The sequence below is a fragment of the Chitinophaga sp. genome (genome assembly GCF_036566945.1).
In the GTDB taxonomy this organism is placed as follows: Bacteria; Bacteroidota; Bacteroidia; order Chitinophagales; family Chitinophagaceae; genus Chitinophaga.
Window position 1 is genome coordinate 1 of sequence record NZ_DATCVJ010000195.1, and the last position, 16,620, is coordinate 16,620.

Here is a 16,620-nt window from a genome sequence, read left to right on the forward strand (position 1 = left end):
TGGCGCCGTTAGAACTACCCTGGGTGGTACTGAAGGATGTTTGCGACTTCCACTGGTCAGACATTTTATAAACAGCCGTACCATAGAAGTTGGTGTTATTGCTGGTTTGAACAAGATCGCCGGCCTGATAGGATTTTCTATAATCCACATTTAGCTGATCAGCCCTGTCCACGCCCAGTTGTGCATAGGTAGTATTGAAAAAATACTGCGCCGCCATCGTTCCCCGGCGATAGTTAATTTCTGCTTCAAAGGAAAGCGTTAACCGGTCGTTTACTTTATAGGTGAACGAAGGATCAAATGCAAAGTTCTTGCTGAACCCATTGTCCTGGAAAGATCCCATGCTGTTATACGCGGTATTAATACGTAACAATGCTTTATGATCTTTATCGAGCGGTGTATTAATATCTGCGGTTACCCGGCTGAGACCATAACTGCCGGCACTATAGCTTATTTCGCCTCCAAAGTGGTCAAATGGCTGCTTGGTAACGCGGTTAATCAATCCGCCATAAGATACCAGCGTGCTGCCATATAAGGTGCCGGAAGGCCCTTTAATGACTTCCATTTTCTCCAGGTTAATAGCATCCACCGTGCTGGTTACCTGACCGGCCATGCCGTTCCTGAGTTTGATGGCCGTCGTAAACCCTCTCATCGTATAAGTAGCGCCACCATCTCCGGCCCGCCCGTTGGCACTCCATAGCTTGGTAATACCCGGTGCGTTGCGGATGGCATCATCTGCAGTAAATACCCCCTGCTCCTGTAATAGCTCTTTATTGATACTGGTATATACCTGCGGATTCTCCATGTTGGTCAATGGTAATTTGGCCACGTCCTTACTGCTGTTGGTTTTAAACTTGTTGTGGGTAGAAGATACAATGACTTCCTGTAGCTGCTGCTCAGATACATTCAGCCGGATGTCCATGTTGCTGGTTTGACCTGCTATTACGGTCACCGCCTGCGTGTGTCGCTCATAGCCCACCAGCGAGATACGTATTTCATAATTGCCGGCTGCAATATCACGCAGCTGGAACCCACCGTCAGTAGCGGTGACGGTTTTCCTGGAGGTACCCACCAAATCCACCGATACATGGGCGGCTGGTTTCCCGTCGGTGGTCGTCACCACGCCTTTGATGTGGCCTTTGTCTGCCTCAAAGGCAAATGTGATAGAAGTACTTAACAGAATTTGGAAGATAATGGTAATGCTCAGGTAGTAGAATTTCCGGCTCATGTTGCTCTAAAGTTGATTGCAACGCAAGTTTACACTAAAAAACCATTTGTCAAACTAATCATGAACGGGATTTACAAAAGACGAAGTAGTTTTCTTTTTTGGAGGGGCTGCCGGGCCGGAAAAATAAAAGACGGATACCTTCTGAAGGTACCCGTCTTTTATACTAAAAACAGGGGTGCTTAACTATTCAACCCACCGTCAATGGTCAATGCAGATCCATTGATATAACCACTTTCCGGTCCGGCCAGGAAGCTGACCAGGTCGGCTACATCGGTGGCTTTACCATAATGTCCCAAAGCAATGTGCTGACGCTGAGAGTCCGCATGCGGACCATCTGCCGGATTCATATCGGTATCTACCGGGCCGGGTTGTACCAGGTTGGTCGTAATACCACGATTGCCAAGGTCCCGTGCCAGTCCTTTGTTAAAAGAAATGAGCGCAGATTTACTCATGCTGTACAGGGTACCATACGGACCAACTACGCGGTCGGCCATGCAGCTGCCAATAGTGATCACCCTACCGCCACTGCCCATATGGTTCAGCGCTGCCTGTGTGCCCACAAATACGGCACGTGTATTCACCGCCATGGTATGATCGTAATCTTCCAGGGTATACTCTGCAAAAGGTTTCATGACAGCTGTACCTGCGTTATTAACGAGTATGTCTATACGACCATGTGCATCCACGGTATGAGCTACTGCGGCTACCACGGCTTTCGGATCTGCACTGTCTGCCGCTATAGCAGCTGCCTGCTCTCCTTTTGCCGTTAACTCTTCCACCAGGGCTGTGGCCTGAGCGGCGCCCTTTACATACGTGAATACTACAGTAGCGCCTTCTGCTGCTAAACGTTTTACGATGGCTGCACCCATACCGCGACTCCCTCCTGTCACCAGGGCTATCTTATTTTCCAGACGTTTCATATGAAATGATTTTATGCCTGCAAAGCTAGATGGAGCCAACGGTTTAAAGAAGAGGGGTGCTAATTGTTAACTACTAACCTGTATGTTAGTTATGCGCTGCTGCGTATTCTGGCGGGTCCTGCAGGTAACGTTTCGCGATAATGTCTAAGTGATGCAGCTGATGTCCTACCACGGTAAATCCCAGTGCTAAAACCGACATCTCCGTTTTCCAGCTCATGCCGGTTCTGGACAAGGCCGCATCCGTATAACCACGGAATTGTGCAATGGTGGCGGTACGCAGCGCAATCAGCTCTGCCAGCACTTCCGCCAGCGAACGATCATCTGCTTCGGCATTATCTGCATAGATGTCCTGATCCATGCTGGGCGCCGTTTGTGGATCCTTACGGGCAAACATCAGGGCGCGATAGGTAAAAACCCGTTCGGTATCCGTAATATGCTGTAATACGTTTTTTAAGGTCCATTTTCCGGGTGCATAAGCATGGTCACCCAACGGTTCCAATTGCACAATATCTAATGCCTGCAGGGCCTGTAAAGACTGTTCCAGTGCGGTTGTCAGGTCGATGTCCGGTACAAGGCTGATGTAACGATTATAATATCCCGGATCAATTTGGATATCGCTCTTTTTCATACGGTGAGTTTAAGGGAGATGAATATACGAACAATTTTTTTCCATGATCCGGTCTCCCAAAGACAGAAAAATCATCTTATTATAATATTTAATATATTTGTGGGTAACATATCCTGACTACCAATTTTATCTACAACTACCTTTCTATGAAATATCTGCAAAGATGTGTACTACTGTCGGCACTCATAGGATTGAGTATAACCGGCAACGCACAGGCGCCGGAAACTCCCCGCAACAGTCCCTTACAATGGGATGCCCGCTGGATCAGTGATGGTACTGCTGCCCCGACAGCATTTGGCGTGTACCTTTTCCGCAAACAATTTGAATTACTGAACTATTCCGGCCCGTTTATTATTCATCTTTCTGCGGATAACCGTTACCGTTTATATGTCAATGGCCACCTCACCGGCATCGGCCCCGCCCGCGGCGACCTCTCCAACTGGTACTACGAAACAATAGACATCAGCCCTTATCTGAAATATGGTAAAAATATAATCGCTGCCGAAGTGGTGAACTACGGCAGCAGCAAGCCCCGCGGACAACTCACTGCGGCTGCAGGGCTACTCATACAAGGGCATACTCCACGTGAAGCCGCCATTATCAACACCGGCACTACCCGGTGGCAGGTAAGGGAAGATGAGGCCTACCAGGTGCTACCCGTAAAAACAACCGACGGTACTTTCTATGGCGCCTATGCCGGCGATAGCATTACCGCACAATATCATCCCTGGGACTGGGAACAACCCACTTTTAAAGATAGCTGCTGGGAATCGGCAGTGGCCACTGCCGGCGTGGCATTGCAGGGCAGCAGCGCCAACGACTGGCGCCTGCTCTCACCAAGACCCATAGGCCCCCTAACGCAGGAACGACAAAACTTTACCGCCATTCCTTCTTCACAGGGCATCACCGTGGAACCTGCTTTTTTGAAAGGAACGGCCCCGGTAACTATACCGGCTAAACGAAAAGTAAGACTACAGCTCGACTGCGGACAACAAACCACCGGTTTCCCGGAAATGCTCCTCAGCGGCGGCTTGGATGCCAGTATAAAAATTACTTACCAGGCAGCCTATAACAGCAATAGCGTGGTGCGCGATGTCATCCGCGCGGATGGCGGCACCCGCCGCAAGTTCACCGCCTCCGGCTATCGTACCTTCCGGTATGTACAGCTGGATATTGAAACAGATAAAGCACCACTCACACTGGTCGATTACTATAACGTATATACGCAGTACGGGTTGAATGACAGAAGCACCTTCACGGGCAACGCAGCCACAGATTCCCTGTGGAACAACGGTAAACATGCCGCACTACTGGGTGCCCAGGACAATCTCTATAATGATCCCTGTAAAGAACAGCTACAATATATTCAGGATGCACATATCCAGGGGCTGGCCATTGCATTTTTTTCGGGAGATGATCAACTGCTGAGAAATGCACTGATACAGGCCGACCAGTCGCGCATTCCGGAAGGACTTATCCGTTCCCGTTATCCGTCGGACGACCGCCTGCTGCATATTACTGATGCACTGACCTGGATTGGGACCTTGCAGGATTACCTGTTGTACAAAGGAGATAAAGCACTGGCGAAACAATTGTTGCCCGGTGTTCGCAGCATCCTCGATTGGGTAGATCGCTACCAGGACCCTGCTACCGGCTTACCCGGCCATATGCCTTATAAAGATAGTCTCTCATTGACCGCACTTTCAGGGCAGTACCTGTACGCATTGCGACAGGCAGCCTCCATCGCCGGTTATTGCGAAAAGCCCGCCGACTCACTGTCATGGAGCCGCATCGCCGACAAACTACGGGAAGTATTGTATCAGCAATGCTTCGATAGCGAAAAGGGATTGTATGCAGAAACACCCGCTAAAAAAACCTTTTCCCGCTATTCCAATGCCATGGTGATACTCGCACAGGCTGCGCCGCCACGGCAGGTGAAAAGCATCATGCAACACCTGTTGAATGAAAAACCATTGCCGGAGGAATCACTGCGGGAAAAATATTACATCTTTAAAGCGATGCAGGAAACTGGTGTAACAAGTACCTTCCCGGCAGAACTGCAGCAGCTGTCCGCCCTGAAGGAACAGAATAGTTCGGTCATGTATCAGTCCGCCGCCGCTGTGGCAAATCTTTTCCTGCTGGGCATTACCACAGGGATACAATCTACTTCGCCAAACTTTAAAACCGTATTGATAGCGCCGGATCCGGGCGCTTCACCACAGGTAAAAGCAACCATGGTACATCCGGAAGGAGGCCTCATGGAAGTGGACCTGTCTTTCAGAAATAATCGTGTATCGGGTACCGTTAAACTTCCTTTTGGCGTTACCGGACGGTTCCGCTGGAGAGGTAAAGAAATAACTTTAAACGGAGGACCACAGGAGATTAGTATGTAAACGCGATTTTTTGTCTTTGTTCAGGATTATACTGATTTATATGATTTTCCAGATTTTGTTTTTTTGATTTTATAGGATTTAAAAAGATTAGCGAAGATAGAAGCAGTATATGCATTCATCTTCGCTAATCTTTTTAAATCCTATAAAATCAAAAGAGAAAAAATCATCTAAATCATCTAAATCAGTATAATCCTGAACAAAGACAAAAAATCGCGTTCTACGCTTTTTTCCGCTTCGCGTAAAAGTAGTTGATCGCCAATGCCCCGATACAAATAAACAATCCAAAGAACTCCCTCGTTTCCTCAATCCATGGTTTGGTTGCCTTCATCGTTTCTGCCAGGTTCTCTGCATTGTGTTTGGTAAACCAGTCTTCCACGCCGTTCTGATCAAAAAACTTATAAATAGCATAGGCAAAATATAAAGCGATGCCAATCAGATACCATTTCGGATAAAAACGATTCCGGGCCGCCATCCCGCAAAGCACCGCGGAATAAAGGTAGATGGGCATCCACACGTAAGGATCAGGATCATTGTATTGTAAGCCGGCAAAAAGGATAAACATCAGGCAAAAGACAATATTCAATATTTTCATGACACAACAATTAGGGCTTAAACATACACAAAACTATTTCAAAAGCATATTCCTTGTATTATTTTATCCCAACAGTGTGGAATAGTGGAAGGATGGCCTGCAAATTTGGCACTTTTAAAGAAAATGTTAAAAGAGCATTTGTCTGAGCTAAAATAATGTTATATATTCGATATCATAAGCACAATTCCACGTGAGAACCAAAATCTGAGTTTAAAAATGTTTGTTACAAACAACAAGTTTCTCACATCATAATTGACTCGAATCCAGATCGTAAACAATTTTAAACTATGATTCGACATGATTTAAACATCATCTGGTCCGGCACAACTTGTTAGGTTGTCTTATTCGTTTTTCAATAGTTATATTTTAACTGTTGTACGGACACTTATTTTTTATTCTCACTGTGTAGCGCATCTTGCACAGATGATGGGTAGTTAATGCTTTACATACCAGCTGTATTATAAGTCTGCCATGAGCACTTCATAGCAGATCGGGAGTTTTATGTTTTATACCAGCTGTATAAATGAATCCGATATGAGCGTATCATAACGGAACTGGAATTCCTATGCTATATATACTGGTTGAATAAATGAACCTGCTGTGAACACTTCATAGCGGGGCAGGAGTTCGTATGCAAAGTTGTATCTGTACAACAGCCGAAATATGCACAACAGGTATCCTTTTTTTTTAACAATTTTTCTTAAACGTTCGCTTAAATCACGTTATGAAAAAGAAACTTTACCAGGCCATTGCCGCACTATGCGGCATACTGTTGCTGCTGGCCGGTAGCAACGTTTACGCACAAACGAAAATTACGGGAAAAGTGTCTGACAAGGCATCAGGCAATGCGCTACCCGGTGTTACTGTGTCTGTAAAAGGTACCAACCGCGGTACCGCTACAGATCCAACAGGCGCTTTTTCCCTCCAGGCCCGATCCGGAGAAACACTCATCTTTTCTTTTGTCGGCTACGACCCAAAGGAAGTAGCAGCGAGCCCCAACCCGATGAATGTGGTCCTCACTGAAAAAGTAGGTTCACTGGAAGAAGTAGTCGTGACAGGTTATGCCAGTCAGAAAAAGAAAGACCTGACAGGAGCAGTTTCCATCGTAAAAGTGGAAAACCTGACCAAACAGCCTACTTCGCAAATCGCCAATCAACTGCAAGGGCAAGTATCCGGTGTTACCATTCTCGGTTCGGGACAGCCGGGACAGGAGCCACAGGTAAAGATCCGCGGCGTTAATACCTTTGGAAGCAATACCCCACTATATGTAGTGGATGGTGTGCCTGTTTCCAATCTGACGGATGTAAATCCCAATGATGTACAAACCATGCAGGTGCTGAAAGATGCCGGCGCAGCCTCTATCTACGGAGCACGTGCTGCCAACGGCGTAATTGTCATCACCACCAAAAGAGGGACCGGTAAAGTAAAAGTTTCTTACGATGGTTATTACGGAACACAACGCCCTCAAGGCGGCAACGTTTGGAATATCCTGAGTCCGCAGGAACAGGCCAACCTGAAATGGATGGCTATCGCCAACACTACTCCTAATCCTACTTATGCGGATGAACAATATGGCTCCGGCGCTACACCGCGCCTGCCGGATTATATCGCTCCTGTTGGCGCCATGGAAGGCGATCCCGGAACCGATCCATCTACCTATTTTGTAAATCCGGACTATAAGGTGGCAAGCGACGTGGATGCTTTTCATCGCATCGTTAAAGCCAATAAATCAGGTACTGACTGGTTTCATGAAATATTCAAACCGGCCCCCATCACCAGCCATAATATTTCAGTAGCGGGTGGCGGAGATCTGGGAAGTTATTTCTTCTCTTTCTACTATTTTAACCAGGAGGGTACCTTAAAGAACACTTATAACAAACGTTATGCTGTAAGATCCAATAGCAGCTATAATGTTACGGATCACATACGGGTAGGAGAAAACATAGAATATTCCATTATCAACAATCCGCAGATCGGTGCACTTACCGAAGGTAGTGGTATTGGTATGGCTTTCCGTGAAATGCCTATTATCCCCGTGTACGATATCAAAGGCAATTATGCAGGTAGCTTCGGTAAAGGCCTCGGTAATGCCCGTAACCCAATAGCTATCCAGGATCGTTTCGGTACTACCAAAACATTAGCCAGCCGTTTATTGGGTAATGTGTATGCAGAAGCTGATATCTTCAGGCATATCACGCTCCGTACCAGTTTCGGCGGTGAAATTTATTCCTTCAATAATCACAGCTTTACACTTCCTGAATATGAGAATGCAGAAAATAATAAAGTAAACTCATATACAGAAAATGCCGGAAGTGGTTATGACTGGACCTGGACAAATACCCTGACTTATCATCAGAACTTCAACCAGGTACATGACCTGAAAGTATTGCTGGGTACGGAAGCATTTAATAATCAGGGACGTATTTTAGGTGGAACTTCTCTGAACTACTTTACATTTGATCCTAACTTTACCAACCTGAGTACAGGTACCGGTACACCTACCAACTACAGCAACAGCTTCACAGATGGCCTGTTTTCGCTGTTTGCAAAAGTGGATTATGCCTTTAAAGACCGCTACCTCGTTGGTGCACTGATCCGCCGGGATGGATCTTCCCGTTTCGGTGCCAATAACAGATATGGTAACTTCCCTGCGATAAGTGCTGCATGGCGTATTTCACAGGAAGAGTTCATGAAAAATATCAGCTGGATCTCAGATCTTAAGATCAGAGGAGGCTACGGTATCATGGGTAACCAGATCAATGTGGATCCGGGTAACGCTTTTACCGCTTACGGATTTGAAAGAGGAAATTCATTTTATGACCTGAAAGGCGCCGGAAACATTGTCCAGCAAGGATTTTACCGCAATAGAATCGGTAACCCCGATGCAAAATGGGAAAGTAACATCAACACCAATATTGGTATTGATGCAACGTTGTTCAAAGGCGCGCTGGAAATAACAGCAGACTACTATCGCAAAGATGTAAAAGATTTGCTCTATAATCCTGAGTTACCCGGTGTTTATGGAATAGCTGCCTCTCCCTCTGTAAATATCGCACAAATGAAAAATAAGGGATTTGATTTCTCGGCTACCGCAAAATTAAATCTTACCAAAGACCTCAAACTGGACCTGAATGGTAACTTAACCACCTACCATAATGAGATCGTAAAGATATCAGATGCAGCACCTTATTTTGATCAGGAGCAGCGCCGGTTTAATGGTACTTTCATTATCCGGAATGCCGTTGGTCAATCTATCAGTGAATTCTATGGTTATAAAGTAGACGGATTCTGGAACAGCCAGTCTGAAATAAATGACGCTGATGCAGCTGCTCAAAAACAATTTAATGATAAATCCATCGTGTATCAGACAGATACAAAACCAGGCCGTTTCAGATATGCAGACGTTAACGGCGATGGCAGGATCACAGAAGCAGATCGTACCTACCTGGGTAACCCCAATCCTAAATTTTCCTATGGTTTGAATATAGGACTTACCTATAAAAACTGGGATTTCAGCTTATTCGTGTATGGCGTGCAGGGAAACAAAATCTGGAATCAGGTAAAATGGTGGACCGACTTCTATCCTTCTTTTGAAGGGGCGAAAAGTAAAACAGCCTTGTATGATTCCTGGCTGCCAACCCGCCAGAACGCGACGGCGCCTATTCAGGAAACTTCACCGTCTTTCAGTACTTCCAATGTACCTAACTCATATTTTGTTGAAAACGGTTCTTACCTGCGTGCAAAAAATATCATGCTGGGTTATACTATACCAGGCGCAGTATTAAAAAGAGCGGGCATTACAAAGTTCAGGGTATATGGACAGGCAGCAAACCTGTTTACAATTACAAAATACTCTGGTATTGATCCGGAAGTGACTGGTGGTACCAGCAATTTCGGCGTGGATGAAGGAGCCTATCCTAATCAGCGTCAATACCTGCTTGGTGTGAATGTTACCTTCTGATAATTTTTTTCTGAAAAGCAAAATTGAGAAAAATGAAAACATTACAATATTTAGGTGTCATGCTTGCCCTGGTAACAGTAGGAATAAGTGCTTGTAAAAAAAGCTTCCTGGAAAGGGCTCCCATCGGATCACTCAGTGATGAAATAGTAGCTAATAAAGATGGTATAAATTATTTGCTGGTGGGCGCATATGCAGCCCTTGATGGCCAGCAAACAGCCCAGGCGGCCCTTGGTGGCGGCGGCCCATGGGAAGCTTCTCCTACCAACTGGATCTATGGCAGCGTTGCCGGCGGTGACTCGCATAAAGGTAGCTTCAGCGGTGACCAGCCAGGTATTGATCCTATCGCGAAATTTACAGTAGATGCCAGTAACGGCTTTTTTAATACCAAATGGAGAGCTGTTTATGAAGGGGTAACCCGTACCAATACCGTTCTGGGAAAATTGGGGGAGGCAACAGACATGAGCGCCGATGAAAAAAAACAAGTAGAAGCGGAAGCTCGTTTCCTGCGCGGCCACTACTATTTCGAGCTGAAAAAAATGTTCAATAACGTACCTTATATCTCCGACACAACGTTAAATCCCCGTGTCAAAAATGATAAAGATATCTGGCCTTTTATTGAAGCAGATTTTAAATTTGCGGCAGATAACCTGCCCGCCACTCAAAGCGATGTGGCACGCGCAAATAAGTGGGCTGCACAGATCTACCTGGCCAAAACTTACCTCTATCAGAAAAAATATACCGAAGCAATGCCATTATTTGATCAGGCCATTGCTTCAGGGGTTACTTCTAACGGTATTAAGTATAAATTGACCGATGCGTTTGAGGATAACTTTGATGCCGCCAAAAAGAATAATTCTGAGTCAGTATTTGCCATCCAGATGGACGCCAACGATGGTACCAACACCATTGCAAATGCTAATCAGGGAGAAATGTTGAACTTCCCGTACAACAGCCCTTTTGGATGCTGCGGATTTTATCAGCCTACACAGGACCTGGTAAATTCTTACCGCACAGATCCGGTTACCGGCTTACCTAACCTGGATACCTATAATACAACCCCGGTGAAAAATGACCAGGGAATTTTATCTTCTACTGCTTTCACACCCGAAACAGGTTCGCTGGACCCTCGTCTCGACTGGACCGTTGGCCGCCGTGGAGTCCCTTACCACGACTGGGGAAATCACCCGGGCGCAAGCTGGATAAGAGATCAGGCTTATGCAGGTCCTTATGCTCCTAAGAAAATGGTGTACTGGCAGTTTAACCAGGATAAATACAAAGATGCACATTCATGGGCGCCAGGATCCGCTATTAACGTACTGTTGATCCGCTTCGCAGATGTAATACTGATGGCTGCTGAATGTCATGCCCAAACCGGCGATCTGCCAGGTGCTACGGCATTGGTAAACCAGATCCGCGATAGAATTATCAACCATCCTGAAAACTGGTTGCACAAATATCTGGATGATACCAAACCTTTACTCGGCTTTGATCCTACCAAAATGGCCGCCAATTATAAAATAGGTAGATATACCGCCACTTTTGCCAGTAAAGATGCCGCTTTGAAGGCGATCTATTTTGAACGCAAATTGGAATTGGCTACGGAAGGTCACCGCTTTTTCGACCTGGTACGCTGGGGCATTGCTGATACGGCGCTGAATGCCTTCATTGCCTATGAATCAGGTATCACGGGCGACTTGAAAGGTGGACATTTTACAAAAGGGAAGAATGAATATTTCCCTATCCCGCAACGTCAGATTGACCTGACCATTGTTGGTGGAGAAAGAGTATTGCAACAGAACGCAAACTATTAATAAGTAGCCTGAGCTTTCCATAAAAACGAATGCAGCGAATCATTTCGCTGCATTCGTTTTTTGTGCGGACATTTTTAGTACTTTACAATGCCCGCTAAAATTATTTTCCTGATGACAGATCAACCAAGAATGAAACGATATTGCCTGGCATTGTTATTCACCATCACTTCCTGCATCATTATCAACAGCAGTTGCCATACACCCACTAAAGAAGAAACCGGAAAAGCATTGGCCGATAAATATTGCTCCAGCTGCCATCTACCCGTTTCACCAGACATGTTGGATAAGGACACCTGGATAAAGCACGTATTGCCCGAAATGGCGCCCAAATTAGGCATTAAAGTGTGGAGTGGGAATCATTACTACCCACCAATGCCGGGCGATAAGCCGGCGCTTATTTCCATTAAAGAATGGACGACGCTGGTGGAGTATTATCAAAGCGCCGCTCCTGAAAAATTAATGCCTGCCAAACCGCCCGTTCCTTTGCAGCACGACTGGTCTATCTTCTCCCTGAAATTACCGGCAGTGAAAGACAGTCATTTTGTAGCCACTACCACGATGGTGTCATTCCTGCCCACCGGAGGTGTGCTGACAAGTGATGGAAATAATACGCTGACAAAATGGGATACGGCGTTGATAGCAGTAAATATACGCAGTCTTCCTTCTCCGGCCACAGACGCATTGTATACAAAGGATAGTAATGGTAAACAACAAACTATATTGACTGAAATAGGTAACTTGCGCGCATTGGATGTGTCCGCTGGAATTATTACCAGCATTAACCCCGATGATCCGCAAAGCAAACAGGCTGACCTGATGGCTTTTCTGAAACGTCCGGTGCAAACGCTGGCTGCTGATTTTGATAAAGATGGACTGGAAGACTTGCTTGTGTGCGCATTTGGGCATAAACAAGGTGGCTTGTACTGGCTGAAACAATTGCCGGATCATCACTATAAACAATTTCCCATTTGGGAAGTGCCAGGTGCTATTCATGCAGAAACAGGTGATTTTAACAGTGACGGCTATACGGACATCATGGTATTATTTGCAGCAGCCGATGAAGGAATCTGGTTATTTGAAAATGATAAGAAAGGCGGATTTATATCAACGAATCTCCTGAAATTCCCGCCAATATATGGTTCTACCAGTTTTCAGCTGATGGATTTTAATGGAGATGGACAACTGGATATCTTATATACGGGTGGAGATAACATGGATTTTTCTATGGTGCTTAAACCTTACCACGGTTTATATGTCTATGTAAATGAAGGGAATCATAAATACAGGCTCGCCTGGCACTACCCTGTCAATGGATGTACAAAAGCTGTAGCAGGAGATTTTAATCAGGATGGTAAACCAGATATCGCTGCCATTGCCTTCTTCGCGGATTATCAACAAAATCCATCGGAGAAATTTATTTTTTTTGAAGGAGGCAATACACCGTTTACATTTACACCGCATGCACCGCCGATTGAAAAAGAAGGCCGGTGGATTTGTATGGATGTGAAAGATGATGATCACGATGGTGACCTGGATATTGTACTAGGAAACTATGCGCGGGGATTTATTATACTCGATCATTATAAGCCAGACTGGAAAGAATATCAACCCTTTATAGTATTACAGAATAATTCGAAGCATTAATTGCAACGTAAAATTGGTTTGTTTATTTGGAATGAAAGCAGAAATATGTATCTTACGGCCGTAATTATTGCTACGTACATTATTGTTTATTTCAGATAGTGGCCAGGGAGAATAACATTCAAATGTTTATGGTCAATAATGTACAATCGTTCTTGATTAACGTTTTCCCAAACATATACCTTATTGCACTGTGACCGCCGTCAATGGCGCAGTGATATAAAGATATCCTGATGCATAATCAGGTTTTAGAATGGCGGAAGGAGAGGCAGTAATGCCTCTCTTTTATTGTATATACCTCATCGCTCAACCTTTGATGTAAACGGTTTAGTCTTCTTTTTTTGCCATCTATCATAAAAAAGCCGCTGAATTCTTAAAATCCCATTATTAGGGGTTAATTTTAATCGGAAATCAGCATTATTATTTTAAACAGGATATATCAGTGGCTGAATATGCATACGATCAGGATAAAGTGAGCACGCTGCTTAGTACGATCATTAGGAACAAGGGTAACGAGAAAGCAAACAACTGGCTGCAGCAACGTTTGCAAATACAGCAACAAACCGGTGCTATCCCTCCCTTCAATCAGACTTTTACAGCTATTCCACGCTTCACAGGTAAAGAAATCATTACGCTTTCTCCGTTGGAAAATGAACAACTGCAACAGCTGTTGCCGTCATTCTTCGTACAGGGGTGGTCGTTAGATCGTCTTGCCCGCGTCTGGTGGCTCCTTCAATTGCCGGTAACAGATAAGGCGGTTTACCTGGACACCCTGGAAAAACTGTTCAATGCCGCAGAAATGAATGAGCTGGCCGCTTTATACAGTGCCCTGCCCCTGCTCCCATGGCCCGAAGAGTGGATTACCCGGACCTCGGAAGGCATCCGGTCTAACATAGGAATTGTACAGGAAGCCATTATGCTGCATAATCCTTATCCGGCAAAATATCTTCCGGAACCCGCCTGGAATCAGCTGGTTATGAAAGCTATCTTCACCGATAAACCATTGCACCTCATTACAGGTTTGGACGAAAGAGCCAACATCGCCCTGGTAAATATCCTGGTGGATTTTGCCCACGAACGCTGGGCCGCTGGCAGAACCGTTGATCCCATGCAGTGGCGTATCCTGGTAAATTTTGTAAATGAAGATAATTTGGGAGATGTAAACCGCATCTGGCACTCTTTGAATAGTATTGAAAAAGAAGCTGCTGCACTGGTATGTGCACAAAGTAATTACGCTCCTGCGCGGGAACTGCTCGCTCAATCTCCTGCACTGCAGGCGGAAATACAGGCTGGTAGCCTTACCTGGAATACATTGGCGCAAAAAATATTAAAATAATAAAATTAAATTGATTTGATATGTGCGGAATTCATGATTTAACAGAAAAGGATCTTCAACCCCTCACTTATACACCTGCTTTCCTCGATAAAATAAAAGGCATGCGCTTCTTTGATCCGCATGTACACATGACTGCCCGTACCACAGATGATTACCAGGCAATGGCCGATGCCGGTGTGGTGGCCATTATTGAACCTGCATTCTGGTTGGGACAACCAAGAACCGGAGTAGACACGTTCCGCGACTATTTCAGCAGCCTGCTGGGATGGGAGCGTTTCCGCGCTTCCCAGTTCGGTATTAAACACTATTGCACCATTGGACTCAACTCCAAGGAAGCCAATAATGAAAAACTGGCCGAAGCAGTAATGGAAATACTTCCACAGTTTATTTACAAGGAAGGTGTAGTGGGCGTGGGCGAAATCGGTTTCGATGACCAAACTCCCCTCGAAGAAAAATACTATCGCGCCCAGCTGGAACTGGCAAAGGAAGCCGGTTTGCCTGTGCAAATACACACACCGCACCGCGATAAGAAAAAAGGAACCCAGCGCAGCATGGATATTGCACTGGAGCACGGACTGGACCCTCACATGATCATTGTAGATCATAATAACGAAGAAACCGTGAAAGAAGTCCTCGATCGTGGCTTCTGGGCTGCATTTACCATCTATCCGTTCACTAAAATGGGGAATGAACGCATGGTAGCCGTGGTGAAGCAATACGGAAGCGAACGTATCATGGTCAATTCCGCCGCAGACTGGGGAATCAGCGATCCGCTGGCCGTTCCTAAAACCGCCGCTTTAATGCACGAAAGTGGTATTGACTTGAATGATATTCATTTGGTAACTTACACCAATGCTGTAAAAGCCTTCGCGCAGAGCGGACAGATTAATGAAGCAGATTTTGAAATTGCAGGAAATATTGATCAAAGTGAAAAATTTAACGGAAGCTCTATACTACGTGGAGGGCAGCAACCTCGAATCGACAAAAATACAACCATCATCCGGTAAAAGCCACACAGATCCGTTTCTGCTGGCAATGAACCATGAAAACCTAATTTTAAGGTGAGTTATATTGCTAGCAAATTGATTGGATATCTGCGCTTGATGCGACCAGCGAATATTGTCACTGCAATAGCAGATATATTGGCCGGTGTGGCCATATCTGGCTATTTCATAAATGTTTCATTCGCAACGCTTACATTGGATTTTACACTACCCGTAGTTTGTCTTTGCCTGGCTACTATTGGCCTTTACGGCGGTGGAGTAGTATTCAATGACGTATTTGATGCCACACTGGATAGTACCGAACGCCCGGAAAGACCCATACCAAGCGGTGTAATTTCCAAAACACAAGCCATCATACTCGGTAGTTATCTGCTCCTGGTAGGTATACTGGCCGCTTTTTCTGTAGGACGCCTCACAGGCTTTCCCGGCTGGCTGGCCATAGGCGTGGCGGCGAGCGCCCTCATATATAATAAATGGGGAAAACATCACCATTTTTTAGGACCATTTAATATGGGACTCTGTCGCGGATTGAATCTTCTGCTGGGGATCAGTATCGTTCCGGAAGCGCTGCAGGCTTACTGGTGGATGGGCTTTATCCCCATCCTGTACATTGCAGCCGTTACCAATATCAGCAGAGGAGAAGTACATGGTGGCAGCGTAAAAAGTTTACGCCTCACTGCTATTTGCTATGCCGTGGTATATATTACCATGGGATTCCTCGCTTTCCTGCATTATCGCATCTGGACAGCACTGCCTTTCATTCTGCTCTTCGCCATAATGATTAATGTGCCACTGTTCAAAGCCATGAAAAATCCTTCCGGCCCCAATATTGGTAAAGCCGTAAAAGGAGGTATCATCGCCCTCATAGCCATGAATGCCGCATGGATCGCCGCTTTTGCCACACTGCCCTTTGCATTGATTGTTTTATTGTTCCTGCCGGTTTCACTCATCTTAGGGAAACTCTTCGCAGTAACATAAAACAGCTGTTAGCGATTAGCTGTTAGCTATTAGTGTTTCAGATGAGCAGTGCTAATCGAAACGCTAATAGCTAAAAGCCAACAGCTAAAGCCAACAGCTAAAATCTAACCGCTACAATCTAACAGCTAATA

Annotated in this window: 11 protein-coding genes; 7 read left to right on the plus strand and 4 right to left on the minus strand. The window is 45.5% G+C overall.

The genetic code is table 11. The annotated features are described in order from the left end of the window. The 3 genes from VIP81_RS05475 to VIP81_RS05485 all read right to left on the minus strand — a co-directional run. On the minus strand, positions 1-1,225 hold a 1,225-nt coding region (locus VIP81_RS05475), incomplete at its 3' end, for a TonB-dependent receptor (RefSeq protein WP_331957464.1). Between the two features lie 179 nt (positions 1,226-1,404). Continuing rightward, positions 1,405-2,145 carry an SDR family oxidoreductase gene (locus tag VIP81_RS05480; protein WP_331957465.1) on the minus strand — a complete coding sequence of 247 codons (741 nt, stop codon included), beginning with the start codon at positions 2,143-2,145 and terminating at the stop codon, positions 1,405-1,407. Between the two features lie 85 nt (positions 2,146-2,230). Further along, complete coding sequence (locus VIP81_RS05485) at positions 2,231-2,773, minus strand: DinB family protein (protein ID WP_331957466.1); 543 nt, start codon at positions 2,771-2,773, stop codon at positions 2,231-2,233. A gap of 146 nt (positions 2,774-2,919) precedes the next feature. On the opposite strand from VIP81_RS05485, the gene VIP81_RS05490 reads away from it, so the two are divergent. After that, a complete protein-coding gene (locus tag VIP81_RS05490) occupies positions 2,920-5,166 on the plus strand; it encodes an alpha-L-rhamnosidase N-terminal domain-containing protein (RefSeq protein WP_331957467.1) in 2,247 nt (748 codons plus the stop codon). A 217-nt stretch (positions 5,167-5,383) separates the two neighbouring features. On the opposite strand, the gene VIP81_RS05495 is transcribed toward VIP81_RS05490, so the two are convergent. Beyond that, positions 5,384-5,758, minus strand: coding sequence for a transmembrane 220 family protein (locus tag VIP81_RS05495; protein WP_331957468.1), 375 nt, complete (start codon positions 5,756-5,758; stop codon positions 5,384-5,386). Between the two features lie 724 nt (positions 5,759-6,482). On the opposite strand from VIP81_RS05495, the gene VIP81_RS05500 reads away from it, so the two are divergent. The 6 genes from VIP81_RS05500 to eboC all read left to right on the plus strand — a co-directional run bounded on the left by VIP81_RS05500 (position 6,483) and on the right by eboC (position 16,489). After that, positions 6,483-9,719 carry a TonB-dependent receptor gene (locus VIP81_RS05500; RefSeq protein ID WP_331957469.1) on the plus strand — a complete coding sequence of 1,079 codons (3,237 nt, stop codon included), beginning with the start codon at positions 6,483-6,485 and terminating at the stop codon, positions 9,717-9,719. Between the two features lie 32 nt (positions 9,720-9,751). Next, complete coding sequence (locus VIP81_RS05505; RefSeq protein WP_331957470.1) at positions 9,752-11,530, plus strand: RagB/SusD family nutrient uptake outer membrane protein; 1,779 nt, start codon at positions 9,752-9,754, stop codon at positions 11,528-11,530. Positions 11,531-11,641: 111 nt separating this feature from the next. Beyond that, positions 11,642-13,174 carry a VCBS repeat-containing protein gene (locus VIP81_RS05510; protein WP_331957471.1) on the plus strand — a complete coding sequence of 511 codons (1,533 nt, stop codon included), beginning with the start codon at positions 11,642-11,644 and terminating at the stop codon, positions 13,172-13,174. A gap of 439 nt (positions 13,175-13,613) precedes the next feature. After that, positions 13,614-14,507: an EboA domain-containing protein gene (locus tag VIP81_RS05515; RefSeq protein ID WP_331957472.1), complete on the plus strand. Its 894-nt coding sequence runs from the start codon at positions 13,614-13,616 to the stop codon at positions 14,505-14,507. Between the two features lie 20 nt (positions 14,508-14,527). Beyond that, complete coding sequence (locus VIP81_RS05520; RefSeq protein WP_331957473.1) at positions 14,528-15,514, plus strand: TatD family hydrolase; 987 nt, start codon at positions 14,528-14,530, stop codon at positions 15,512-15,514. 96 nt (positions 15,515-15,610) lie between these two features. Continuing rightward, entirely contained in the window at positions 15,611-16,489 is an 879-nt protein-coding gene (gene eboC / locus VIP81_RS05525) for a UbiA-like protein EboC (protein WP_331957474.1), read from the plus strand. The last annotated feature ends 131 nt before the right edge of the window (positions 16,490-16,620 follow it).

Excerpts from the sequence above, each read along its gene's own strand:
- VIP81_RS05520 (WP_331957473.1), top strand. The coding sequence starts at position 14,528 with ATGTGCGGAATTCATGATTTAACAGAAAAGGATCTTCAACCCCTCACT.
- VIP81_RS05500 (WP_331957469.1), top strand. The coding sequence starts at position 6,483 with ATGAAAAAGAAACTTTACCAGGCCATTGCCGCACTATGCGGCATACTG.
- VIP81_RS05490 (WP_331957467.1), top strand. The coding sequence starts at position 2,920 with ATGAAATATCTGCAAAGATGTGTACTACTGTCGGCACTCATAGGATTG.
- VIP81_RS05505 (WP_331957470.1), top strand. The coding sequence starts at position 9,752 with ATGAAAACATTACAATATTTAGGTGTCATGCTTGCCCTGGTAACAGTA.
- VIP81_RS05480 (WP_331957465.1), bottom strand. The coding sequence starts at position 2,145 with ATGAAACGTCTGGAAAATAAGATAGCCCTGGTGACAGGAGGGAGTCGC.
- VIP81_RS05485 (WP_331957466.1), bottom strand. The coding sequence starts at position 2,773 with ATGAAAAAGAGCGATATCCAAATTGATCCGGGATATTATAATCGTTAC.
- VIP81_RS05510 (WP_331957471.1), top strand. The coding sequence starts at position 11,642 with ATGACAGATCAACCAAGAATGAAACGATATTGCCTGGCATTGTTATTC.
- eboC (WP_331957474.1), top strand. The coding sequence starts at position 15,611 with ATGCGACCAGCGAATATTGTCACTGCAATAGCAGATATATTGGCCGGT.
- VIP81_RS05495 (WP_331957468.1), bottom strand. The coding sequence starts at position 5,758 with ATGAAAATATTGAATATTGTCTTTTGCCTGATGTTTATCCTTTTTGCC.